Genomic DNA, 22703 nt, shown 5'->3' on the forward strand with positions numbered 1-22703 from the left:
ACACGAACAACCGAAATATTTTCATGCGACGCATGTCCTCCCGTCATGGATCGGCGTAAACCCTCGCACCTCGCCATGCATAGGCGGGTTTTCCTCAGGTCATGCAAGAAGCTCATGCACCTCATGAAAACATATCGATTGTCCGCGCCGCGCGGCGCCGCTGAGAATGGTTTGGACAACGACGCAGATGCATGTGCATAGGCCAGCCGGGCCGGCATCGGCATCGGGCGGTACCAACCAGGAACGCGACCATCCATGAACTATCCGGAATTCACCGCCAGCTTCGAGGAAGCCGGCGCGCGGCCAATTCAGTGGCCCAATACAACGGGCCAAACCTGCGGCGAGGCACTCGTCACCCTGCTCGAAGGATACGGCGTCCAGTACGTGTTCGGCATTCCGGGCGTGCATACGGTCGAGCTTTATCGGGGTCTCGCGGCTTCGTCCATTCGCCACGTCACGCCGCGCCATGAGCAGGGTGCGGGCTTCATGGCGGACGGCTATGCACGCGTGACCGGAAAACCTGGCGTGTGCTTCATCATCACGGGGCCGGGCATGACGAACATCGCGACCGCGATGGCGCAGGCGTATGCCGACTCCATTCCGATGCTCGTGATATCGAGTGTAAATGCACGCCGCGAACTCGGTAACGGAGACGGACGCCTGCACGAACTGCCGTCGCAGCGCGACGTGTTCGCCGGGCTCACCGCGTTTTCGCACACGCTGCTCGATGCTGCGGAGCTGCCCCAGGTGCTGGCCCGGGCATTCGCCGTTTTCGGCGGTGCGCGGCCGCGGCCCGTGCACATCGAGATTCCGCTGGATGTGATCGTCGCGCCCGCTCGCGGCATGAACCTGCTGCCGGCCGCGCTGCCGGCGAGGCCGGCGGGGTGCCCGGCGGCCCTCGCTGCGGCCGCAGACCTGCTTGCCACGGCGCGACGTCCGCTGATTCTCGCAGGCGGTGGCGCGCTGCACGCCGCGGCCGAACTGCAGGAACTCGCCGAGCGGCTGCAGGCGCCGGTTGCGCTGACGATCAATGCCAAGGGCCTGCTGCCGCCGGAGCATCCGCTGCTGCTTGGCTCGACGCAATCGCTGCCGCCCACGCGGGCGCTGGCCCGCGAGGCGGACGTCGTGCTCGCGGTCGGCACCGAGTTGGGCGAAACCGACTACGACGTGGTGTTCGACGGCGGCTTTTCGATCGAGGGCCGGCTGATCCGCATCGACATCGACGCGCAGCAACTGATGCGCAACTTCAGTCCCGACGTGGCCATCGCCGCCGATTCGCGGCAAGCGCTTGGCAGCCTGTCGACGCGGCTGCATGAAGGCATCATGTCGGCGCGTCAGCGCGACTGGGGCGCGCAGCGGGTTGCGCTCGCGCGGCAGGCCGTGGAGGCCGGCTACGACGCGCCGACACGCTCGCAGAAGCGCCTTGTCGAGACGATCACCGCGGCGTTGCCACACGTCATCATCGCGGGCGACTCGACCAGCCCCGTGTATGCGGGCAACTTCGTGCACGACGCACCGCAGCCGCGTTCATGGTTCAACTCGTCGACCGGCTACGGCACGCTGGGCTATGGACTTCCCGCGTCGATTGGCGCGAAGCTCGCCGCGCCCGACCGCCCCGTGGTTTGCCTGATCGGCGACGGCGGGCTGCAGTTCACGCTGCCGGAACTCGCCAGCGCCGTGGAAGCCAGGGTGCCCGTGGTGGTGCTCTTGTGGAACAACTTCGGCTACGGCGAGATACGCCGCTACATGACGGCGCGCGACATCGTGCCGGTCGGCGTCGATATCCACACGCCGGATTTCCTCGCGCTGGCGCGTGGCTTCGGCTGCGTGGCTGCTCGCGTGGATACGCCCGATGCGCTTGCCGCCGAGCTGCAGCAGGCCGTGTCGCGCGACATCCCGACAGTGATCGAAGTGAACGAAGCCGACTGGTTTGCGCGGGTGCCGGCATGAAACAGCATGAAGGGTTCGAGCTGCGTACGCAGCTCTACATCGACGGCTTCTGGTGCGCGGGCGAGGGCGGGAAGCTTCTGCCGGTCGTCAACCCATCGACCGAGGAAACGATTGCCCAGGTCGAGGCCGGCAACGCCGCCGATGTCGATTGCGCGGTGCGTGCCGCCGCACGGGCCTTCCGCACCTGGAAGAAGACAACCGGCGCGCAGCGTGCCAGCTTGCTTCGTGCGATCGCGAGCGGCGTGAGCGACCGGCGCGAGCATCTGGCGGCGCTGCAGTCGCTCAACAACGGCAAACCGCTGGAGGAAGCGCGAATCGACGTGAGCGACGTGATCGCCACCTTCGAGTACTACGCGGGGCTCGCCGAACAACTCGACGCAATCGGCGAGTCCGGGGTCGCAATTCCCAGCGACGACTATCAGGCGAGCGTCCGGCGCGAGCCAGCAGGCGTGGTCGCGCTGATCGTGCCATGGAATTTCCCGATGGTCACCACGGCGTGGAAGCTCGCGCCCGCGCTCGCGGCCGGCTGCACGGTCATTCTCAAGCCCTCCGAAATCACGCCGCTGCCCGAGCTGGCGCTCGCTGCGATCATTGCGGACGCCGGTGTGCCGGGGGGCGTGGTCAACGTCGTGACGGGCACGGGCACCGAAGTCGGGGCGCCGTTGGCGGCACACCCGCTCGTCGCGAAGGTTTCCTTTACCGGCAGCACCGCCGTTGGCGCGCAGGTCATGAAGACCGCTGCGGACACCATCAAGGGCGTGAGTCTGGAACTGGGCGGAAAGTCCTCCATCATCGTGTTCGCCGATGCGGACCTCGATCTCGCCACCGACCTTGTGGCTGGCGGCGCGTTCTTCAATGGCGGCCAGATGTGCTCGGCCACGTCGCGCGTGCTGGTCGAGCGACCGATAGCGGACGCGCTCGCCGCGCGTCTCGCCGACCGCGCAACGCACACGGTCGTGGGCGATCCATTCCAGCCCGGCGTGCAGATGGGGCCGCTCACCAACCGCGCGCAATACGAACGCGTGCAGCGCTACATTGCGCGCGGCAAGGCCGACGGCGCGCGTCTCGTGATCGAAGGCGAGGCGCCGGCCGGTCCCGGCTACTTCGTGAAACCGACCCTGTTCGTCGATATTCCGGTCGAAAGCCCGCTGTGGCGCGAGGAGATCTTCGGCCCCGTGCTGTGCCTGCGCAGCTTCGATAGCGAGGACGAGGCCATCGGCGCGGCCAACGACACCGAGTTCGGCATGGTCGCCACGGTCGTCACGCGCGACGCCGGGCGGGGCAGGCGAGTGGCGGCCGAACTGGAAGCGGGCGTCGTGTGGATCAACGCGCCGCAGGTCATCTTTCCTCAGACCTCATGGGGCGGCTACAAGCGCAGCAGCATCGGGCGCGAGCTGGGTCCGTTCGGGCTCGCCGCCTTTCAGGAAATCAAACAGGTGCTCATGCCCGCCGGGGCCGCCGGCGCGCCGGAATGCGTTCGCGGTGCATGAGCTTTTGTCATGGCGCGCATGCAGAGATTTCGTTTGTTGCGGGTTTTTGACGCACGTAGAGTCCATTCACGCAGCACGTTCGCGTGAATTCAGGTAATGGCAGCGCGCATTGGGCAGCGCCCATACGGTTCAATCAGGAGATGACCATGCAGGGGATCAAGCTGGGGAGAAGGCAGGCCATTAAGGCAATCGGCACGGCTCTGGCGGCATCGGCGCTGCCCATGCCATTCATCAGTACTGCCAGGGCACAGGAGAAGAGCTATGCGGGCAAGACCCTGCGGCTGCTCACCTGGTCCGACGACACCGGCGCGGCGGCTTTGCGCAACATCGCCGCCACGTTCAGCCAGAAGACCGGCGCGCAGGTCATCGCCGACCGCGCCGATGGCACCTCCGGCATGGTCGCGAAACTCAAGGCGGCAGGCGACCGGCCCACCTACGACGTGATCACGCTTGCCGGGGTCGGCGCCTCCGGTCTCGCCGATGCGGGCCTGCTGATGAAGCCGGACCTGAACAAGCTGCCGAACCTCAAAGACGTCGCGCCGCAATACCGCACGGGCGCCAATGGATTCGGCGTCGGCTACCTGCTGTGGTCGGACGGTCTCATCTACAACACGTCCACCGTGAAGACCGCGCCCTCGACGTACGAAGCCCTTTGGGATCCGAAGTATGCGGGACGCCTGTTCCTGCCGCCGCCCGAATGGGCGGAAGCGGTCGATCTCGCGATCATCGCCGCGAAGATGGCGGGCGGCTCGCAGCAGAATATCGATCCGGGCTTCAAGAAGCTCGCCCAGTTGAAGGACCGCGTGCTGACGCTCGGCGAAAATCCGAACCAGGTCGCCGACCTGTTCCGCACCGGCTCGCTCGACATCGGCGGCATCTATGCACCGGCATTCTTCCCGGAGCAGATCCGCAAGCCCGAGTACAAGATGGCCGTGACTTACGGCATGAAAGAGGGCTTCGCAACCCAGCTGATGTTTACGGTGATTCCGAAGTCGCATCCCGGCGATATCGATCTCATCCACGCGTTCATCAATCATTCGCTCGATGCCGGCGTGCAGGGCCGCATGGCCGCCGACGTGCTCAACGGTCCGGTGAACTCGCGCGCGATCATTCCCGCCGAAAGCCGCGCCTTCGTACCGTCGCCCCAGCAGATCGCCGAGAAGGCCGTGCTTCACGACGACAAGGCGCTCGCCGCGTTGCAGCCTGCGTGGATCAAGCGCTTCACCGAGATCTTTTCCGCGTGAGCGCCATGTCAGCCCTCTCTTCACATCGCGCGGGCACGCCGGCGCAGGCCGGCGAGTCGACGGCCCAGCCCGCCACCGCAACGGCGCTGCCGCGCGTGCCGCCGTTGCTGCTGCTCGCGCCGATCCTCGCGTTTCTCGCTGTGCTGATCGCGGCGGCGCTCGCCGTGCTGCGCATGAGCTTCGGTGTACCAGGCAATGAGTGGCATGCCTTCACACTGCAGAATTACGTCGACCTCGGAGACGCCTACTTCCTGCGCTCGCTCTGGCTGACCTTGCGGCTGGCCTTCCAGAGCATGATCGTCGCCGTCGTGCTGGCGATTCCCGTAGCACTCGCGATGGCACGTACGCAATCGCGCACCGCGCGGCGCCTCCTGCTGGCCGGCGTGCTGCTGCCGCTGCTGGTCAACCTGCTGCTGCAGGGCTACGGATGGCTCGTGATGCTGGGGCCGGCGGGCCTCGTCAATCACGTGCTCATGGCCACCGGCCTGATCGGGCGTCCCGTGATGTGGCTGTATCGCGAGAACGGCGTGCTGCTCGGACTGATTCAAACGGCTTTTCCGCTCGCCGTGCTGCCCATCTCGAGCGCGATGCGCGCGGTGTCGCGCTCGTACGAAGAGGCGGCGGCTACCCTCGGCGCGAGCCGCTGGCAGACGCTGCGCCACGTGATGCTGCCGCTGGCGATGCCCGGCATCGTCTCAGGCGCGTTGCTCGTGTTCGCCTATAACGCGAGCGCGTTCGCGGTGCCGCTGCTGCTGGGCGGCCGCCGCGTGCCGATGCTCGCCGTGCTCGTGCACGATCAGGTCGCGCCGTTGCTGAACTGGCCCGCGGCGTCTGCCTCGGGTGTCGTTCTGATGGCCGCGACGCTTGCGGTGATGGCCATCTCGCAACGGCTGGTGCGCAACCTGCAACGCCACGCGGAGTCCCGCTCATGAATGCCTTGCGTATGCCCCTGACGATGCCCGGCCGCCTCAGCCGCGTGACGGGATGGTGCGCGACGATCGTGCTCTTTCTCGCCGCGCTGCCGATCCTGACGATGATCACGATGTCGTTCGGCAATGCCGACACGCTCGAATTTCCGCCGCAGAGCTTCGGCCTGCACTGGTACCGGGCTGCCTGGCACACCTTCGTGTCGCCCGACGCGAGCGACGTGCTGTCCATGGGCACCGCGCTCACGACGAGCCTCATCGTTGCGGTCTCGACGATGTTCATCGCCACCGCCGTGTCCGTGCCCGCTGCCTACGCACTCTCGCGCTACCGTTTTCGCGGCAAGGCCGTGATCGAGCAACTGGTCGCGCTGCCGCTCGTCTATCCGCTCGTGATGCTGGGGCTTTCGCTGCTGCTCGTCTTCAATGTCCTGCCGGTGGAGTTGGGCGTGGGGCGGCTCGTCATTGCGCACGTGATCCTGGCGCTGCCGTTCACGGTGAAGAACTGCGCGGCATCGGTTGCATCGATCGGACCGGAGTTCGAGGAAGCCGCCTGCGTGATGGGCGCAAGCCCGCGGCGCGCGCTCGTCGACGTCGTGCTGCCGCTCATGCGCCCCGGCATTCTCGCCGGCATGCTGTTCGCGTTCATCATTTCGTTTAACGAATTCACGGTGACGTTCTTCCTCTATGGCATCAACACGATGACGCTGCCTGTCTGGCTCTACAGCCGCACCGTTTCGTCGCTCGATCCAACCGTGTTTTCGTTCGCGGTCTTCATCGTGCTGATCGACTTCGCCTTGATCTGGCTGCTCGAAAAGCTCGTCGGCGACGCAGGCGTGGCGCTCTGATCGCCGCCTCTCACGCGGTCCCCGGGCACAAAGGAACTCTCATGACTCATCTGTCTTTGCAGGCCATCACCAAGCGCTTTCACAACGCGTTCGCGGTCGACCACATCGATCTCAATGTTCCGGACGGCAAGCTGGTGTGTTTTCTCGGGCCTTCCGGCTGCGGCAAGACAACCCTGCTGCGTATCATCGCGGGCCTGGAGACGCCGACTTCCGGATCGGTGCTGTTCGCGGGGCGCGACCTCACGCAGGTGCCGGCCAACCGGCGCGACTTCGGCATGGTGTTTCAGTCGCTCGCGCTGTTCCCGCATATGACCGTTGCCGCCAATGTTGCCTATCCGCTGCGTTTGCGCGGCGTCGACAAGAGCGCACAAGCAAAGCGCGTGGCCGAACTGCTCGAACTGATCCAGCTTCCGCACATGGCAAACCGGCCCGTGACGCAGCTTTCCGGCGGCCAGCGCCAGCGCGTGGCGATTGCGCGGGCGATTGCCTCGTCGCCGAAACTGCTGCTGCTCGACGAGCCGCTCTCGGCGCTCGACGCGAAGCTGCGTGAAGCGATGCAGGTCGAGATTCGCCTGCTGCAACAGCGGCTTGGCATCACGACGATCATGGTCACGCATGACCAGCGCGAAGCGATGACGATGGCCGACGAGATCGTGGTGATGCAGAAAGGGCGTATCGCCCAGGTCGGCAGGCCGCTCGACATTTACCGCGATCCCGTGAACGAATTCGTGGCGGACTTCATCGGCCTCGGCAACATCTTGCCCGTGACGCTCGAAGCCGATGCCGGCATCGCGCTGCCGGGCGGCCAGCGGATCGCCGTCAATGCCGCGCTGCGCGCGCCGGAGCGCTCGGGCGACATCCGCCTGCTGATTCGCCCGGAGGACGTGTGTGTGCGGCCCATGACGGCGGATCCCGGCCCGAACGTCGTCGCCGGCAAGGTGACGTTCGTTCGCGACGTGGGCGCGCAGATCGAAGCAACGATCGATTGCGACGGCTTCACGCTCACCGCCGCCACCACACCCCGCGAGACGCCGGACCTCGAAGTGGGGCGGCCGGTGCTGGCCGAGATGCCGGCCCACGCGTGCAGGCTGATTCCGGCGCATACCGCGCACTAAAAATTCGCGTTGATATTTTTTACCCCCAAAGAAGCAGCTGGAAGGAGACATCGTCATGAACACCACTCACGTCACCACGAACCCCGTGCAGCGCCTGGCGGCTCGCACCATCGCAGCCTTCGCGCTGGCCGGCATGGCTGGCCTCAGCGCGTTCGCACCGCTCGCGCACGCGGATGCCCTCGACACGATTGCGAAATCGGGTGTCGTGCGTGTCGGCGTCTTCGAGGACTATCCGCCGTTTGGATCGATCGGGCCCGACATGAAGCCGCAGGGCTACGACATCGACGTGGCCAATCTGATCGGCAAGGCCCTGAATGCAAAGGTCGAACTCGTGCAGGTGACGGGCGACAACCGCATGGCCTATCTGGCGGATCACAAGGCGGATATGCTGCTCTCGGTCGGCCAGACGCCCGAGCGCGCGAAGGTGATCGACTTTTCGCAGCCGTATGCGCCTTACTATCTCGCGGTATTCGGTCCGAAATCGCTGGCGGTGAAGAATGCGGGCGATCTGGCCGGCAAGACGGTCGCCGTTGCGCGCGGCACGCTCGAAGATCTGAGTGTGTCCAAGGTGGCGCCGCCCTCAGCGGTCATCAAGCGCTTCGATGACCCGAACGGCGCGATTTCCGCTTTCCTGTCCGGTCAGGCCCAACTGCTCGTGGTTGGCAATGACGTTGGCGCGACCATCATGGCCCGTCATCCCGCCAACGATCCCGAGCAGAAGTTCTCGTTGTTCAGCTCGCCAGATCACGTGGGCCTGAACAAGAACGAGCCGCGCCTGAAACAGAAGGTCGATGACGCCATCGCGGCCGCAAAGAAGGACGGCTCGATGAATGCCATCTCGCTCAAGTGGCTGCGTGCTCCGCTGCCGGCCAGTCTTTGATGCGCTCCGGCTCCCGCTTACCTGACGACAGACGGCGCAGCGATGACTTACACATTCGACTTTAGTGACTTCGGTCTTTACGCGGGCATGCTCGCGCGCGGCGTGGAAGTGACGCTCGGCCTGACTGCCGTCTCGACCGTGCTGGGCGGCGTGCTCGGCATTGCCGGCGCGAGCCTTGCCGTCGCGGGCCCGAGGTGGGTGCGCGCGCTGGTGGCGTCCTACGTCGAGCTGATCCGCAATACGCCTTTTCTCGTGCAGCTGTTCTTCGTGTTTTTCGGGCTGCCGGCGTTGGGCGTGCAAATCAACGAAATGCAGGCGGCGGTACTGGCGATGACCGTGAATCTGGGCGCCTACGCGACCGAGATCGTGCGCGCCGGCATCGACTCGGTCCCTCGCGGCCAGCGCCAGGCGGCCATGGCGCTCGGCTTGCAGGGGCGGCAGGTTTTCCGCCATGTCGTGCTGCCCCAGGCGCTCGCCAACGTCTTCCCGGCACTGCTGGGCCAGGTGCTGATCGTGATGCTCGGCTCGGCCGTCGTCTCGCAGATTTCCGTGCCCGACCTGACCTACGCAGCCAACTTCATCCAGTCGCGCAACTTCCGTTCGTTCGAGAGCTACGTGATCGTCACGGTGATCTACCTGCTGCTGTCGATCGTGTTGCGGCTGCTCATCAACCGGCTCGGCAAGGGCCTCTTCGCCGGACGCACGGCGCGCGGCGCCGGCGCCTCGCGCACAACCCTGCGCGCGTGGTTTTCCGGTCGCGCCCGCATGGCGGCATCCGGCCTTTCGAAGGAGCGTCCGTAATGGTCGAGTTCACTCTCTGGGATATCGCGCGCAATCTGCTGCTCGCCGCGCGCTGGACCGTCCTGCTCTCGCTTTGCGCATTCGTTGGGGGCGGCGTCGCGGGCCTCGTGCTGCTGGCCATGCGCGTGTCGCCGTTGGCCTGGCTGCGTCGCATCGCCGTGCTGTACGTCGAGCTGTTTCAAGGCACGCCACTGCTGATGCAGCTCTTTCTCGCGTTCTTCGGGCTGCCGCTCGTGGGAATCGAAGTGTCGCCGTGGCTGGCCGCAACGGTGACGCTCACGCTGTACACGAGCGCCTACCTGGCCGACATCTGGCGCGGCTGCGTCGAAGCCGTGCCACGAGGGCAGTGGAGCGCCGCGGCCAGTCTCGGCATGACTTGGCCTCAGCAACTGCGTTACGTCGTCTGGCCGCAGGCATGGAAGATCGCCGTGCCGCCCACGGTTGGCTTTCTCGTGCAGGTGGTGAAGAGTACGGCGCTCACGTCGATCATCGGCCTGACCGAGCTGACCAAGACCGGAACCATGATCACGAACGCCGTATTTCGTCCGTTCCCGATCTACGCAATGGTCGCACTGCTGTACTTCGCGATGTGTTTTCCGCTCACGTGGTATGCGCGCGTGCTCGAAGGCCGCTACCAGCGTGCCCGTCACCGCTGAACGCATGAACTTCAACGCTTTTCAGAAGCAGGTTTCCACATGATTACCATTAGCAACGTATCGAAGTGGTACGGTCAGTTCCAGGTGCTCACCGACTGCACGACGGAAGTGAAAAAAGGCGAAGTCGTCGTGGTGTGCGGGCCGTCGGGCTCGGGAAAATCGACGCTCATCAAGACGGTCAACGGCCTCGAACCGTTTCAGAACGGCGAGATCATGATCAACGGCGAGTCGGTGGGCGACAGGAAGACCAATCTGTCGAAACTGCGTTCGAAAGTGGGCATGGTCTTTCAACACTTCGAACTCTTCCCGCATATGTCGATTACCGAAAACCTCACGCTCGCGCAGGTGAAGGTGCTTGGCCGGCAGAAGGACGAGGCTGCGCAAAAGGCCCTGGGGCTGCTGCATCGCGTCGGCTTGCGCGCGCATGCGGACAAGTTTCCCGGCCAGCTCTCCGGCGGTCAGCAGCAGCGTGTCGCGATCGCCCGCGCGTTGTCGATGGACCCGATCGCCATGCTGTTCGACGAGCCAACCTCGGCACTCGACCCGGAGATGATCAACGAGGTGCTGGACGTGATGGTCGAACTCGCCCAGGAAGGCATGACGATGATGTGCGTGACGCACGAGATGGGCTTCGCGAAGAAGGTGGCGAATCGCGTGATCTTCATGGATCAGGGGTGTATCGTCGAAGACGATCTCAAGGAGGCGTTCTTTGCGCAGCCGAAGTCGAGCCGCGCGAAGGACTTTCTTTCAAAGATCCTTCACTAGGCCGCTTCCGTCAAACCGGAAACGCGAATCCCATGCGACGCCTTCCTCCCCTCAACGCACTGCAGGTGTTCGAAGTGGTTGCCCGCCACCGCAGCTTCACCTGTGCCGCGGAACATCTGTGTCTCACGCAGGGCGCGGTGAGCCGGCAGATCCTCTCGCTGGAGGACTACTACAAGTTTCCGCTTTTCATCAGGGGAAAGAAGGGGCTCACCCTCACGACCGAAGGCGAGATGCTGCTGCCCGTCGTGAAGGAAGGTCTCGCGCGTATCGAGGAGACGTCGGCGCGCTTGACGCGGCAGCGCACCGATCTCGCCATGAAGGTGCCGACCTGCATCATGCGCTGGATGTTGCCGCGCATCATGCGGTTTCAGGGCGAGCACCCCGACTTGCTGGTGCAGATCACGGCAACCTGGCAGCATGACGTCGACTTCCAGGCCGAGCCGTTCGACGCCGCGATCATCTACGGTTCGTCCCCAGGGGCCGATGTTCACGCGGTGCCGCTCTTCGACGAGCAGATTACGCCGGTGTGCGCGCCGGAACTGCTGAACAGCAAGCCGCTCGCCCAGTTCGACGATCTCTCGCAATTCACGCTGCTGCACCCGACGCGAGACCATCGCGACTGGCGACAGTGGCTCGATCAGGTCGGCGCGACCCAGGTGGACGCGAACCTGGGGCCGAGTTTCGAGACACTCGACCTGGCGACGAACGCGGCCATGCAAGGCTTCGGCATCGCGATCGGCGACCGCACGCTGGTCGATGACGACCTCGTGGCGAAGCGGCTCGTCATGCCGTTCGACACGGTGATCGAAACGGGCGCGCGCTATTACTTTGTCTATCCCGAGTGCGTGGCACATCAGCCGAAGGTGAAGCTCTTCAGCGAGTGGATGGCACGGAATCACCAACCACAACCGGCGCTTGCGCCGCTATAGCAACCGCCAGGCTAGCGGCGCACGCTCAAGTCTGCGCCGCCGCTTCCTCCGCCTTGTCGCGTTCCAGCAGGGGATAGGCCAGCGCGCAAATATGCGACTGGATGCGCACGAGATCGCGCAGCACGTCGAGGTGCAGCGAACTCGAGGCCAGGCTGTCCGGCTGGCCTTCGCGCAGCCGCTCGAGGTGGCGTTCGCGCGTCGATCGTTCGAGTTGCCGCAGGGCCTGCTTGTCGGCAATGAGCTGCGCCGCGGTCTGCGTCCGCCCCGACACGAGCAGGGCCTGAGCGCGGCGAAAGCTGTCGATCACCGAGTCGTGCAGCATGCGCAGCTCTTCGGTGCCCTCGGCCGAAAAGCTCAGCTGCATCTTGATCTTCTTCTGTGCGATCTCGAGCAGATTCCTGTCGATGATGTCGCCGATATGCTCGAGATTGATCACGGCGGTCATGATGTCCGACGCCCAGCGCCGGTCCTCCTCGCTGAGCGGCTCGCGGGTCAGTTCGGTGACGTAGCGCTTGATCGCGTCGTGGAGTACGTCCACGGTGTCGTCGCGGCTCGCGATATCGCTCACCGCGCGGCGGTCATTGGCGAGCAGCACCGGCACGCTCTCGCGCAGCATGGCCTCGACGATCTCGCTCATCCTGATCACTTCGCGCGCCGCGCACGCCAGCGCCAGCGGCGGAGACTGCAGGGCGCTTTCATCGAGGTAGCGCGGCGAGCCCGCGTCGTCGCCCGCGGCGGGCGAGGGCATCATGCGCTCCAGCAGTCGCGCGACCGGATCGAGCAGCCCGATGAACACGACCGCGATGGCGACATTCAGGCCGGTGTGAAAATCGGCAATCGTGCGGCTGGCGTCGCCGGGCAGCGTGTCGAGCAGGCGCGCGAGCGGCGAGCACACGGCGAGCAGCAGCACGCACACGCCGCCGCGCAGCAGCAGGTTGCCGGCGGGCAGCCTGCGGCGGCTGAGGTCGTCGCCCTTCGCCGCCTCGAAGTACGGATTGAGCGCGCTGCCGACGTTCGCGCCGAGCACCATGGCGATCGCGATGTCGAGAGGCACGGTATGCAGCTTTGCGAGCGACATCACGAACAACACGACCGGAATGCTCGAATGCGCGGCCCATGTGAGCACGCACGCCAGCGCGGCGTTGAGCACGGGTTCGCCAGACAGCGCGCCGAGCACCGTACGCAGCGCGGGCGCGGTTTCCGCGGGCTGCACCGTCGAGACGAGCAGCGTGAGCGCGAGCAGCATGAGTCCGAGGCCGATCGATGCCCGGCCGATATCGCGGTTGCGCGAGCCCTTGCCCCTCTCGAACAAGGCCATGCCGATCAGCAGGCACGCGGGCGAGATCCAGCTGAGGTCGAGCGAGAACGCCTGCACGATCAGCGTCGAGCCCACGTTCGCGCCGAGCATCACGGCGAGTCCGGTCACCGAGCCCATCAGGCCGCGCGCCGCGAACGACGACGCGATCATGCCGGTTGCCGTGCTGCTCTGCAGCGCGCCGGTGATCGCGAGTCCCGCACAGAACGCGTTGAAGCGGTTGCCGAGGCTGCGCGCCATGAAGCGCCTCAGCGACGCCCCGAACGCGCGCATGAGCCCGGACTCGACCATGTGCAGGCCCCATGTGAGCAGTGCGACACCGCCCGCGAGATGAAGCACGATCAGGATCATCCGGCGCCTCCTTTGTGTTGTTTTTGGTTACATCGCTTGCACGCCTGCCTCGATCGCCTCCTCGAGTATCGTCAGCGCATCGAGCATCTGCGTGGCCGTGACGGTGAGCGGCGGCGTGAGCGTGAGGACGTTGCCCATCGTGGTCTTGAACGACAGGCCGCGATCGAGCGCGCGGTACAGCACCGCCTCGGCCAGGTCCGGGTCGGGCGTCTTGTCCGTGCGGCTCTTTACGAGTTCGATGCCGAGCATCAGCCCGCGCCCGCGTACGTCGCCGATGGCGGGAAGCCGGCGCTTCATCTCGTTCAACCGCTCGAGCGCGAGCGCGCCGACACGCATGGCGTTCTCGACGAGCCCCTCGTCCTCGATGATCTCGATCGTGGTGAGCGCCGCGCGCGTGGTGACCGGATTCTTCTCGTGCGTGTAGTGGCCGAAGGCCCAGTCGCCGGCGACGTCGAGTTCGGGCCGCGCGATGCAGGCAGCGATCGGCAGGATGCCGCCGCCGAGCGCCTTGCCCATTACGAGGATGTCCGGCACGACGCCGTCGTGGTCGCAGGCGAACATGCGCCCCGTCTTGCCGAGGCCGGTCGGGATCTCGTCGAAGATGAGCAAGGCGCCGTGCCGGCGGCAGGCCTCGTGCACCCGTTTCCAGTAGCCGGGCGGCGGCAGATAAGGCACGCAGCGCGCGGGTTCGGCGATCACGGCGGCCACGTCGCCTTCGCGCTCGAGCACGTAGTCGACCATGTTCGCGCAAGCCATGCGGCACTGGTCGAGCCGCGGCGCGCCGCGCTCGTCGCAGTCGTGCCCGTAGGGGCATCGGTAGCAGGCGAACGGCGCCACGTGCTGGGAGCCCGCCACGAGCGGCGCGGCCGGCCCCGAGCGGAACAGCGCCTCGCCCGAGAGGCTGGATGCACCGATCCCCGCACCGTGGAACGCGTCCCAGAACGAGAGCGTCTTGAAGCGCCCCGTTGCCGTGCGCGCGAGCTTGATCGCCACTTCGTTGGCGTCGGATCCGCCAGTCGTCAGCAGCACCTTGGAGAGCGTGCCCGGCGCGATTGCGGCGAGCTTTTCGGCGAGCAGGACCGCGCTCTCGCACGCATAGCGGCGTGGCGCGAACGGCAGCGCATCCATCTGCGCGGCGATAGCGGCTTTGAGGCGCGGATGGCCATAGCCGATGTGATGCACGTTGTTGCCGTGGAAGTCCATGTAGCGGCGGCCCGCGACGTCCTCGATCCAGATGCCTTCCGCCTTCGCAATGGCGTTCAGGCACGGCGTAGAGACCGACTGGCGCAGGAACGCCGCGGCATCGCGCGCGAGCAGCGCGCTGCTGCGCGCATCGAGCGCTTCGCGCTGCCATGCGCGGCGGCGGCCGGTGAGGTTCGTGTCGCTCTCCGACTGGGCGACCACCCGGTCCACGTGCTCGCTGTGGGCGTTCATCGATGCGAGGCTCGATGGGCTCATCAGCGCACCGCCGCTTTGGTCGAGACGCGCGAGAGCGCGAGCAGCACGAGGAGCGTGCCGCCACCCAGCACCATCGTGAGGGTCGACGCGTCGAAGATCGCACCACGGTCGGACAGCGCGAAGATGCCGACGGGCAGCGTGACCCAGCCAGGCGGGTAGATCATCAGCGTCGCGCCCAGCTCGCCCATCGACAACGCGAAGCTCAGGCTGAACGACGCCAGCAGATACGGCGCGATGAGTGGCAGTGTCACGCGGGTCAACTGGTAGAACGGTCGCGCGCCGAGGCTTTCGGCGACCTCGCCGTACTCCGGCGCGAGCCGCGAGAGCCCCGCCGACACGTTGCCATACGTGAACGCCGAAATCAGCAGGTAGTGGGCGAGAAACACGATCGACGCCGTGCCGTTGAGCAACACGGGCGGCTGGCTGAACGCGACGAGCAGCCCGAGCCCGATGGAGACCGACGGCACCGCGCTCGGCACGAAGAAGACGACGTCGAGCACGCGCTTCGGCATGCCCTTCATGCCGCGCAGCGCGAGTGCCGCCCATGTGCCGCTCACGAGCGCCGCCGCGCTGGCGAGCGCCCCGGTGAGCACGCTCACGCGCAACTGGTCGGCCGAATCGGTGTGGAACACCCGCGCGTAGTGGGCGAGCGTGAGGTGGCTCGGCAGGATGCCGTTCCACTGTCCGCTCACGCTGGCGAGCGCGATCATCGCGACCGGCAATCCATAGATCGCGGCGAATAGCAGCGCCGTCGCACTCCAGGTCGACACCTTTGCCCATTTAGCCCAAAGCAGCACGGCGACCTCCGCAAAGTGACACGACTGTCCGGTAGCAGGCGTAGAGCCCGAGCGACAGCGCGATGTTGATGACGGCGATCACGCAGGCCGTGGTGTAGTCGAACTCCTGAATCGCCTTGCCGTAGATGAGCAGCGGCAGGGTGATCACGTCTTTCGCACCGATGAACAGCACGATGCCGAACTCGTTGACGGTCAGCAGCAGGCAGAGGCTGCCGCCGGCGAGCAGCGCGGGCAGCGCGGCGGGCAGGATGATCTGCCGGATGATGCGCAGCGGCTTCGCGCCGAGACTGCTCGCCACTTCGATCTGCGCGTTGTCGATCTGCGAGAAGCAGGCAAGCAGCGGGCGCATGATGAACGGCGTATAGACCGTGACCTCGGAGAGCACGACGCCCCACTGCGTGTACAGGAAGTCGACGGGCGGCAGGTTCAGGTGGAAGAACGTCATCAGCGACTGGTTCAACAGACCCGCCGAGCCGTACACGAACGTGAAGGCGAGCGCGACGAGAAAGGTTGGCAGTGCGATGAACGTATCGATCAGGCGACCGACGAAGCGCGCGCCGGGAAACGGCACGAACGCGATCACGAGCGAGAACACGAAGCCCAGCACGAGGCAGCCCGCCGACGCGCTGACCGCAATGGCGATCGTGTGATAAAGCCCGCTCAGGAACTGTCGCGTATGCAGCACGGCGGCGAAGTTCGCGAGCGTGAGCGTGTGGGTGCTGGAGTCGGCCCCGCCGCCCAGCGCCTGCAGCGCGATGAGGCCGAACGGGTAGAAGAAGATCGCCGCCAGCACCACGAGCGGCGGCGCGATCCAGAGGCCGCGCCAGCTGGCGGGGGAGCGGCCGGCCGGCGCGGGCGGTGCAATGACGAGATCAGCCATGGCCTTCGACCTCCGGTACGAGCGTGACATCTGCCGCGTCGAAATGAACGGACATCGCAGTGCCGGGCTCCGGCGGACTTTCGAGCGGCGCACGCGTGAGACGCAGCGCCTCGCCGCCGACATCGAGCACGACGCTGTGTAGTTCGCCGAGCCACTGCACGCTCTGCACGACGCCCGTCACGCGATTGGACGCTTCCGTGCGCGGCCTGAAGTGCAGGTCGTGCGGCCGCACGCACACGTAACACGCGCTGGCGGCGGGCAGGCCGTGATGATTGCGCCCGACGATCGAGAAGTCGCCGCAGCGCACCCGCGCGAAGCCGTCGGTCGTGGGCTCCAGTTGTTGCGCCGGCAACACGTTCGCACGCCCGAGGAACTCCGCCGCGAAACGGTTCGGCGGATGCCGGTAGAGCCCCTGGGTCTCGCCGTGGGCCACCAGCTTGCCGTCGCGCATGATGCCGATGTGGTTCGCGAGCGTGAGCGCCTCGGTCTGATCGTGCGTCACATAGAGCACGGTCAGCGAGGGCAGGCTGCGATGCAGCTTCGCCAGCTCGTCGAGCATCGAGCGCCGGATCTGCGCGTCGAGCGCGGAGAGCGGTTCGTCGAGCAGCAGCACCTGGGGCTGGATGGCGAGCGCACGCGCGATCGCCACGCGCTGCTGCTGGCCGCCGGAGAGTTCGCGCGGATAGCGCTTCGCATACTTCGACATGCCGACGAGGCCGAGGCACTCGGGCACCCGCGAGCGGATCGTGTCCGCATCGGTGCCGCGTGCACGCAGGCCAAAGGCGACGTTGTCTTCCACGCGCATGTGCGGAAAAAGCGCGTAGTTCTGCACGACCATGCCGATGTTGCGTGCATACGGTGGCAAGCGCGTCACGTCGCGCTCGCCGATCACGATGCGTCCCGCGCTCGGCTGCACGAAGCCCGCGACGGCCCGCAGCGCGGTCGTCTTGCCGGAGCCCGAGGGGCCGATGAGCGCGACGATCTCGCCGGGCTTCACGGTGAGCGTGAGCGAGTCGAGAATGGTCTGGCCGCCGTACGTCACCGAGACATTCTCGAAGCCGATTCCGCTGGCGCCGTGCGCAACCGCCGCCGGCACCGCGGGGGCCTGCTGCGCAGGCCCGCGTTCCATGGTGAAGGTATTGGCCATTAGTTGCTCGAGATCGCCTGGTTGTAAGTTGCCACGTCGGACTTCAGGTCGTGCATGACCTGGTTCCAGTCGGGCTCCCAGATTTCGACGCCCTGCAGCATCGCGCTGAGCGTCTTGAAGTTGGCGTCGGTGGGATGCACGTCGGTGCGCACGGGCATGCCATAGGCGGACTTGCTCACGTCCTGCTGGGCCTCGGCGCTCAGCAGGAAGTCGATCAGCTTCTTGCCGTTGTCCGTATGCGGCGCGCCGGCGACGAGACCGATGTAGTAGGGCAGCGAGAAGGTGGCGCGGCGCCCGCTCGGGCCTGCGGGAAAGAAGACCGCAATGTTCGGGTTGTCGCGCATCTGCGAGAGGTTCATCTGCAGATCGCCGTTGGCGACGTAGAGTTCGCCCTTGTTCACGAGCGCCGTGAGCTTGCCCGTGGAGGCGGACGGCCCAAGGTTGTTCACCTGGAGCTTGCGCAGATACGCGAAGCCGCCATCCTTGCCGTCGAACGCGTGGAAGGTCTGCAGCATCAGCGCGGTGCCGTCACCGGCCTGGCCCGGCGTCGAATACTGCACCTTCTGCTTGAACTGCGGCGCGAGCAGATCCGTGTAGGCCTTGGGCGCGCTCTTGAGCACCGCGGAGTTGTAGATGAACGTGGGGTAGTTGTCGACCATGGCGACATACAGCCCCTTGGCGTCCTTGTCGCGCGCGGCGATCTTGTCGGCGCCAGCCGGCGAGTAGGGCTGCAGCAGGCCGTCGGCCGCGGCCTTTTGCATGAACGGCGGCAACGTCACGAGCACGTCGGCCTGAATATTCGACTTCTCCTTGCCGAGGCGATCCACCACGCCGCTCGACCCGGCCTCGATATATTGCACCTTGATGCCCGTTGCCTTCGTGAAGGCTTCGAACTGGTTGCCGAACCAGCTCGGCGTGCCGTCGTGCAGACCGTCCGCGCTATAGATGGTCACGACGCCGGATTGTGCATGCACGGAGCCCGCTGCGAAGGCGAAGGCACAGGTCACCGCGGCGATCAGTTGAGTTTTCATATTCAACCTTCCTTGAGTTCGGATGCTGAAAAAAACCTCGTAGGGCCGCGCGCTGGCGGCTTGCGTCGCAATCCTGCCGGTTGCTGCCGTTACTCCCAGGGCATGGACCAGGTCCTGACGTTGGTGTAGCTCTTCATCGCCTCGACCATGCCTTCCTTGTAGCCGTTGCCGGAGTCCTTGATGCCGCCGAACGGCGACATCTCGGTGCGGTAACCCGGCACTTCCCAGACGTTCACGGTGCCGACCTCCAGTTCGTTGACGAACTTCGTCGTGTAGTCGAGCCGGTTCGTGCAGACGCCCGAGGAGAGGCCGTAGGCGGTCGAGTTCGAGATGCGGATGATGTCTTCGATCTGGTTGGGAACGCGAATGATCGGGATGACCGGGCCGAAGGTCTCCTCGCGCACGAGTTCGCAGTCGTAGGGCACGTGATCGACGACGGTGGGGGCGAACAGCGCGCCCTGGCGGGGGGCGCCGTAGAGCACGCGTGCGCCGTGCGCTTCGGCGTCGGCCACGCGGCGCTCGAACAGTTGCGCGGCCGCTTCGTTGATGACCGTGCCCACGTCGACGCTCGGGTCCATCGGGTCGCCGCACTTGAGCTTCTTCGCGTGCACGAGCACACGTTCGACGAAGGCATCCGCCACGCTTTCCACCACGAGAATGCGTTTGACCGCCGTGCAGCGCTGGCCGGAATTCTTGGTCGCGCCCGTCACCGCGAGCAGCGCGGCTCGGTCGAGGTCGGCGTCTTCCATGACGATGAGCGGGTCGTTGCCGCCCAGTTCCAGCACGGTGCGGCGGTAGCCCGCGTGCTGCGCGATGTACTTGCCCACACGTACCGAGCCGGTGAACGTGACCAGGTCGCAGTGCGGGTCCGTGATCATGCTGTCGCCCATCGTGCGCGGATTGCCGGTCACGACGCTCAGCATCTCGGGCGGCAGGCCCGCTTCGTAGAGCACGTCGGCGAGGGCGAGCGCGGTGAGCGGCGTGAGTTCGGTGGGCTTGAGCACCACCCGGTTGTTGGTCGCGATGGCCGGCGCGAGCTTGTGGCTCACCATGTTCAGCGGATGGTTGAACGGCGTAATGGCGGAAATTACGCCGAGCAGCGGCAGACGCGTCGTGAAGATCTTGCGGTTCTTGCCGTTCGGGCTGATGTCGCACGAATAGACTTCGCCGTCGTCCTTGATCGTGAGCTGCGCGGCAAACGACCAGACGTCATAGGCGCGGCTTGCTTCGTAGAGCGAATCTTTCCAGCACAGACCCGACTCCGCGGTGATGAGGCGCGCGAAGTCCTCCTTGCGGTCGCGCAGCGCTTCGGCGGTGGTCTGGAGGATGCGCTGGCGCTCGAAGCGCGTGAGGTGCGGACGTGCGGCGTGGGCCTTGGCGAACGCTTCCTGGACGTGTTCGGGGCGGCCCGCGGGCACGGTGCCGACCACTTCGTTCGTATAGGGGTTGAAGACTTCGATCACTTCGTCGGTCGAGACCTGCCGGCCGGCGATGCGCATGGACTCCTGCCTGAATGCGGGTTTGGTCATGACGTTCATCGCATACCTCGTTCTAGAATCCGGTTGGGCACGCCCCCTCGCGAATGCGAGCGGCGGCGTGCGGGGGGCCTTCGTGTTGATACGCGTGTCAAGCGGCGGCGGCTTGTGCGACGTGGTTCAGCGCGACATCGAAAATGTCGAAGTTGCGCAGCGCGCGGCCCTGCGGCCAGTCGGTCTGGCGGTTGACGATGAGCGGCACGTCCTGCTCCGAGATCCCGCCATGCGAGCGCAACGGTTCAGTCAGGCCGGAGAAGTCGTGGCGCGCGGCGCTGGTGCCGAACACCTTGGCGCGCGTGCCGACCACGACGAGGTCGCCGATCCGGTCGGGCGGCAGCTCGAAGCGCTCGCATGCCGCCTCGCTCGTCAGCGCGAGTTCCACGCCCGCGGTGTTGCGCAGCTTGTCGAGCAGCGACGCGGCGCCGGCCGCGTCGGTGCCCTCGGGCAGGTAGACGGTGGCGAACGAGCCGAGCGCGCCATGGTGCGCGACGTAGGGATCGGTGATCGGCAGGATCACGCGCGCACGGCCCTTGCCGGTCCACTCGTCGAACAGGTCCTGGAGGTAGAGCACGTCGGGCTCGCCATTCGCGCGGTGTTTGTCGTTCATGCCGTGGTCCGCCGTGATCGCGAGCACGCAGCCTGCGGCGTCGAGTTCGCCCACATAGCGGTCGAACATCGCGTAGAAGTCGTTCGCTTTCGGCGCTCCGGGCGCGGCCTTGTGCTGCACATAATCGGTCGTCGAGAGATACATCAGGTCGGGGCGGAACGTATCGAGAAGCTTCACGCCGGCGGCGAACACGAACTCGGAGAGATCGGCCGAGTAGACGTCGGGCAGCGGCTTGCCGACGAACGCAAGCAGGTCGCCGAGACCGTTCTGCTCGCGTGTCGCCTGATCGGCCTTTTCGGCGGAGAAAGCGATGGCGCGGCCGCTTGCGAAGTCGAGCCCCTTGCCGAGCAGCGTGCGCAGTTTGTCCTTCGCGGTGACGACCGCCACTTTCGCGCCGGCGTCGTGGAACGCCGCGAAGATCGTGGGTGCGCGCAGGAACCGCGCGTCGTTCATCATGACTTCTTCGCCGCTCGCACGGTCGTAGAAGTAGTTGCCCGCAATACCATGCACTTTCGGCGGGCGGCCCGTGAGGATCGAGAGATTGTTCGGGTTGGTGAAGCTGGGGATCACGCACTGCGCAATGCGGCTCGTGCCGGTGCGCAGCAGCTTCGCCAGATGCGGCGCGCGGCCTGCCTTGATGGCCTCCTCGATATACGCCGGCTCGGAGCCGTCGAGGCAGATCACCACGACGGGCGCGGCGGGAAAGCGGTATTCGCGGCCGTTCACGGCCACTGCGGTGTCATTCAGCGTGCTCATTGCATCTCCATTCAGGCTGTCTTTTCGATCTGGCCGACCATGCCCATTTCCTCGAGGACCTCGCCGATTGCGGCGAGTGCGGCGCGGATTTCCTTTTCGCCGATCCGGCCAATACAGCCGATACGGAACGAGTCGGCCACGGTCAGCTTGCCCGGATAGATCACGAAGCCGCGCGCCTTCAAACTCTCGTAAAACCGGGCAAAGACGAAGCGCGGGTCCTCGGGCATGTGGAAGGTGACGATGATCGGCGCCTGCAGCGCGTCCGCGAGCAGCGGCCGGAAGCCGAGCGCGCGCATGCCGTCGAGCAGGATCCGGCAGTTGTTGCGATAGCGTCCCCCGCGACCGGCTACGCCACCTTCGGCATCGAACTCATCGAGCGCCTGGTGGAAGGCTACGATCACGTGCGTGGGCGGCGTGAACCGGTACTGGCTCGTCTTCTCCATGTTGAGCCACTGGTCGTGCAGGTCGAGCACGAGCGTGGTGGCGTTACCCTGGCTGCGCTTGAGCGCTTCGACCCGGCAGATCACGAAGCCCAGGCCCGGTACACCTTCGATGCACTTGTTGGACGATGCGGCGACCGCGTCGATGTGCATGGCCTGCACGTCGATGGGCAGCGCGCCGAAGGCACTCATCGAATCGACGAGATAGCCCTTGCCGTATCTGACCGCCAGTGCGCCGATCTGCGCGATGGGGTTGAGAATCCCCGAGGTCGTCTCGCAGTGAACCGTGAACACGTGCGTGATGGAAGGGTTGCTCGCCAGCAGCGCCTCGACCGCGGCGAGGTCCGGCGGCGTGTCTTCGGCGGTTTCGTGCACCACCGTCCTGCGCCCGGCGATGTCGAGAATGCGCTTCGCCCGCTTGCCGTAGGCGCCATTGATCAGCACGAGCACTTCGCCATCGGCGGGCACGAAGGTCGTGAGCATGGCCTCGACGGCGAAGGTGCCCGAGCCTTGCATGGGCACCGTCGTCCAGTCGTCCGAACCGTTCGCTATCCTGACGAGTCGCGTGAGCACTGAGCGGTTGATCGCGATGAAGTTCGCATCGCGCGAGCCCCAGTCGTGAACCATTGCCGCTTTGACGGTGCGCGAGGTGGTGAGTGGGCCGGGTGTGAGCAGCAGCGGATCGCCGGTTTCTGAAGCTGCAGGGGAGGAAGCCGTGGAAGATGCCGTCATGGGGTGTCTCCGTGAAGGTCTGTTCTGACTGACTGTCTGACTGCGTGTTGAAG

Annotated in this window: 20 protein-coding genes; 11 read left to right on the forward strand and 9 right to left on the reverse strand. The window is 65.9% G+C overall.

Going from position 1 to position 22703, the window contains the following annotated elements; genetic code table 11:
* Window positions 1-255 precede the first annotated feature (255 nt).
* The 11 genes from AB4Y35_RS35320 to AB4Y35_RS35370 all read left to right on the forward strand — a co-directional run bounded on the left by AB4Y35_RS35320 (window position 256) and on the right by AB4Y35_RS35370 (window position 11601).
* Window positions 256-1950 (forward strand): 5-guanidino-2-oxopentanoate decarboxylase, encoded by a 1695-nt coding sequence (locus AB4Y35_RS35320; RefSeq protein WP_368708048.1) that lies wholly within the window; start codon window positions 256-258, stop codon window positions 1948-1950.
* Entirely contained in the window at window positions 1947-3440 is a 1494-nt protein-coding gene (locus AB4Y35_RS35325) for an aldehyde dehydrogenase family protein (RefSeq protein WP_368708049.1), read from the forward strand. Before AB4Y35_RS35320 ends, AB4Y35_RS35325 begins: the two co-directional genes overlap by 4 nt.
* Window positions 3441-3586: 146 nt before the next feature.
* Entirely contained in the window at window positions 3587-4684 is a 1098-nt protein-coding gene (locus AB4Y35_RS35330; protein ID WP_133184933.1) for a PotD/PotF family extracellular solute-binding protein, read from the forward strand.
* Between the two features lie 5 nt (window positions 4685-4689).
* On the forward strand, window positions 4690-5616 hold the full coding sequence (locus AB4Y35_RS35335; protein ID WP_368708050.1) for an ABC transporter permease: 927 nt from the start codon (window positions 4690-4692) through the stop codon (window positions 5614-5616).
* Window positions 5613-6455, forward strand: coding sequence for an ABC transporter permease (locus tag AB4Y35_RS35340; RefSeq protein ID WP_368708051.1), 843 nt, complete (start codon window positions 5613-5615; stop codon window positions 6453-6455). Before AB4Y35_RS35335 ends, AB4Y35_RS35340 begins: the two co-directional genes overlap by 4 nt.
* A gap of 41 nt (window positions 6456-6496) precedes the next feature.
* Window positions 6497-7570, forward strand: coding sequence for an ABC transporter ATP-binding protein (locus AB4Y35_RS35345; RefSeq protein ID WP_368708052.1), 1074 nt, complete (start codon window positions 6497-6499; stop codon window positions 7568-7570).
* A 55-nt stretch (window positions 7571-7625) separates the two neighbouring features.
* On the forward strand, window positions 7626-8450 hold the full coding sequence (locus AB4Y35_RS35350) for a transporter substrate-binding domain-containing protein (protein ID WP_368708053.1): 825 nt from the start codon (window positions 7626-7628) through the stop codon (window positions 8448-8450).
* A 42-nt stretch (window positions 8451-8492) separates the two neighbouring features.
* Window positions 8493-9251, forward strand: coding sequence for an amino acid ABC transporter permease (locus AB4Y35_RS35355; protein WP_368708054.1), 759 nt, complete (start codon window positions 8493-8495; stop codon window positions 9249-9251).
* Entirely contained in the window at window positions 9251-9907 is a 657-nt protein-coding gene (locus AB4Y35_RS35360; RefSeq protein ID WP_368708055.1) for an amino acid ABC transporter permease, read from the forward strand. The genes AB4Y35_RS35355 and AB4Y35_RS35360 overlap by 1 nt, the downstream gene beginning before the upstream one ends.
* A gap of 39 nt (window positions 9908-9946) precedes the next feature.
* The gene (locus AB4Y35_RS35365; protein WP_368708056.1) at window positions 9947-10672 is read left to right on the forward strand and encodes an amino acid ABC transporter ATP-binding protein; all 726 of its coding nucleotides are present in this window, start codon (window positions 9947-9949) and stop codon (window positions 10670-10672) included.
* A 32-nt stretch (window positions 10673-10704) separates the two neighbouring features.
* Window positions 10705-11601: a LysR substrate-binding domain-containing protein gene (locus AB4Y35_RS35370; RefSeq protein WP_368708057.1), complete on the forward strand. Its 897-nt coding sequence runs from the start codon at window positions 10705-10707 to the stop codon at window positions 11599-11601.
* A 25-nt stretch (window positions 11602-11626) separates the two neighbouring features.
* Here the strand turns inward: AB4Y35_RS35370 and AB4Y35_RS35375 are convergent, their stop codons facing one another.
* From AB4Y35_RS35375 to AB4Y35_RS35415, 9 genes are all read right to left on the reverse strand, one after another.
* On the reverse strand, window positions 11627-13267 hold the full coding sequence (locus AB4Y35_RS35375; protein WP_368708058.1) for a Na/Pi cotransporter family protein: 1641 nt from the start codon (window positions 13265-13267) through the stop codon (window positions 11627-11629).
* Between the two features lie 27 nt (window positions 13268-13294).
* Window positions 13295-14725 carry an aspartate aminotransferase family protein gene (locus AB4Y35_RS35380; protein WP_368708059.1) on the reverse strand — a complete coding sequence of 477 codons (1431 nt, stop codon included), beginning with the start codon at window positions 14723-14725 and terminating at the stop codon, window positions 13295-13297.
* Window positions 14725-15522 (reverse strand): ABC transporter permease subunit, encoded by a 798-nt coding sequence (locus AB4Y35_RS35385; protein WP_368708060.1) that lies wholly within the window; start codon window positions 15520-15522, stop codon window positions 14725-14727. Before AB4Y35_RS35385 ends, AB4Y35_RS35380 begins: the two co-directional genes overlap by 1 nt.
* On the reverse strand, window positions 15506-16402 hold the full coding sequence (locus AB4Y35_RS35390; protein WP_368708061.1) for a 2-aminoethylphosphonate ABC transporter permease subunit: 897 nt from the start codon (window positions 16400-16402) through the stop codon (window positions 15506-15508). The genes AB4Y35_RS35385 and AB4Y35_RS35390 overlap by 17 nt, the downstream gene beginning before the upstream one ends.
* Window positions 16395-17549 (reverse strand): ABC transporter ATP-binding protein, encoded by a 1155-nt coding sequence (locus tag AB4Y35_RS35395; protein ID WP_368708062.1) that lies wholly within the window; start codon window positions 17547-17549, stop codon window positions 16395-16397. Before AB4Y35_RS35395 ends, AB4Y35_RS35390 begins: the two co-directional genes overlap by 8 nt.
* Window positions 17549-18580 carry a 2-aminoethylphosphonate ABC transporter substrate-binding protein gene (locus AB4Y35_RS35400; RefSeq protein ID WP_368708063.1) on the reverse strand — a complete coding sequence of 344 codons (1032 nt, stop codon included), beginning with the start codon at window positions 18578-18580 and terminating at the stop codon, window positions 17549-17551. The genes AB4Y35_RS35395 and AB4Y35_RS35400 overlap by 1 nt, the downstream gene beginning before the upstream one ends.
* 89 nt (window positions 18581-18669) lie before the next feature.
* Window positions 18670-20118: a phosphonoacetaldehyde dehydrogenase gene (gene phnY / locus AB4Y35_RS35405; RefSeq protein WP_368708064.1), complete on the reverse strand. Its 1449-nt coding sequence runs from the start codon at window positions 20116-20118 to the stop codon at window positions 18670-18672.
* 88 nt (window positions 20119-20206) lie between these two features.
* Entirely contained in the window at window positions 20207-21478 is a 1272-nt protein-coding gene (phnA, locus tag AB4Y35_RS35410) for a phosphonoacetate hydrolase (RefSeq protein ID WP_368708065.1), read from the reverse strand.
* An 11-nt stretch (window positions 21479-21489) separates the two neighbouring features.
* Entirely contained in the window at window positions 21490-22650 is a 1161-nt protein-coding gene (locus AB4Y35_RS35415; protein ID WP_368708066.1) for a 2-aminoethylphosphonate--pyruvate transaminase, read from the reverse strand.
* Between the last annotated feature and the right edge of the window lie 53 nt (window positions 22651-22703).

The organism is Paraburkholderia sp. EG286A, from assembly GCF_040965375.1.
Classification (GTDB): domain Bacteria; phylum Pseudomonadota; class Gammaproteobacteria; order Burkholderiales; family Burkholderiaceae; genus Paraburkholderia.

Excerpts from the sequence above, each read along its gene's own strand:
- AB4Y35_RS35320 (WP_368708048.1), top strand. The coding sequence starts at position 256 with ATGAACTATCCGGAATTCACCGCCAGCTTCGAGGAAGCCGGCGCGCGG.
- AB4Y35_RS35325 (WP_368708049.1), top strand. The coding sequence starts at position 1,947 with ATGAAACAGCATGAAGGGTTCGAGCTGCGTACGCAGCTCTACATCGAC.
- AB4Y35_RS35330 (WP_133184933.1), top strand. The coding sequence starts at position 3,587 with ATGCAGGGGATCAAGCTGGGGAGAAGGCAGGCCATTAAGGCAATCGGC.
- AB4Y35_RS35335 (WP_368708050.1), top strand. The coding sequence starts at position 4,690 with ATGTCAGCCCTCTCTTCACATCGCGCGGGCACGCCGGCGCAGGCCGGC.
- AB4Y35_RS35340 (WP_368708051.1), top strand. The coding sequence starts at position 5,613 with ATGAATGCCTTGCGTATGCCCCTGACGATGCCCGGCCGCCTCAGCCGC.
- AB4Y35_RS35345 (WP_368708052.1), top strand. The coding sequence starts at position 6,497 with ATGACTCATCTGTCTTTGCAGGCCATCACCAAGCGCTTTCACAACGCG.
- AB4Y35_RS35350 (WP_368708053.1), top strand. The coding sequence starts at position 7,626 with ATGAACACCACTCACGTCACCACGAACCCCGTGCAGCGCCTGGCGGCT.
- AB4Y35_RS35355 (WP_368708054.1), top strand. The coding sequence starts at position 8,493 with ATGACTTACACATTCGACTTTAGTGACTTCGGTCTTTACGCGGGCATG.
- AB4Y35_RS35360 (WP_368708055.1), top strand. The coding sequence starts at position 9,251 with ATGGTCGAGTTCACTCTCTGGGATATCGCGCGCAATCTGCTGCTCGCC.
- AB4Y35_RS35365 (WP_368708056.1), top strand. The coding sequence starts at position 9,947 with ATGATTACCATTAGCAACGTATCGAAGTGGTACGGTCAGTTCCAGGTG.
- AB4Y35_RS35370 (WP_368708057.1), top strand. The coding sequence starts at position 10,705 with ATGCGACGCCTTCCTCCCCTCAACGCACTGCAGGTGTTCGAAGTGGTT.
- AB4Y35_RS35375 (WP_368708058.1), bottom strand. The coding sequence starts at position 13,267 with ATGATCCTGATCGTGCTTCATCTCGCGGGCGGTGTCGCACTGCTCACA.
- AB4Y35_RS35380 (WP_368708059.1), bottom strand. The coding sequence starts at position 14,725 with ATGAGCCCATCGAGCCTCGCATCGATGAACGCCCACAGCGAGCACGTG.
- AB4Y35_RS35390 (WP_368708061.1), bottom strand. The coding sequence starts at position 16,402 with ATGGCTGATCTCGTCATTGCACCGCCCGCGCCGGCCGGCCGCTCCCCC.
- AB4Y35_RS35395 (WP_368708062.1), bottom strand. The coding sequence starts at position 17,549 with ATGGCCAATACCTTCACCATGGAACGCGGGCCTGCGCAGCAGGCCCCC.
- AB4Y35_RS35400 (WP_368708063.1), bottom strand. The coding sequence starts at position 18,580 with ATGAAAACTCAACTGATCGCCGCGGTGACCTGTGCCTTCGCCTTCGCA.
- phnY (WP_368708064.1), bottom strand. The coding sequence starts at position 20,118 with ATGAACGTCATGACCAAACCCGCATTCAGGCAGGAGTCCATGCGCATC.
- phnA (WP_368708065.1), bottom strand. The coding sequence starts at position 21,478 with ATGAGCACGCTGAATGACACCGCAGTGGCCGTGAACGGCCGCGAATAC.
- AB4Y35_RS35415 (WP_368708066.1), bottom strand. The coding sequence starts at position 22,650 with ATGACGGCATCTTCCACGGCTTCCTCCCCTGCAGCTTCAGAAACCGGC.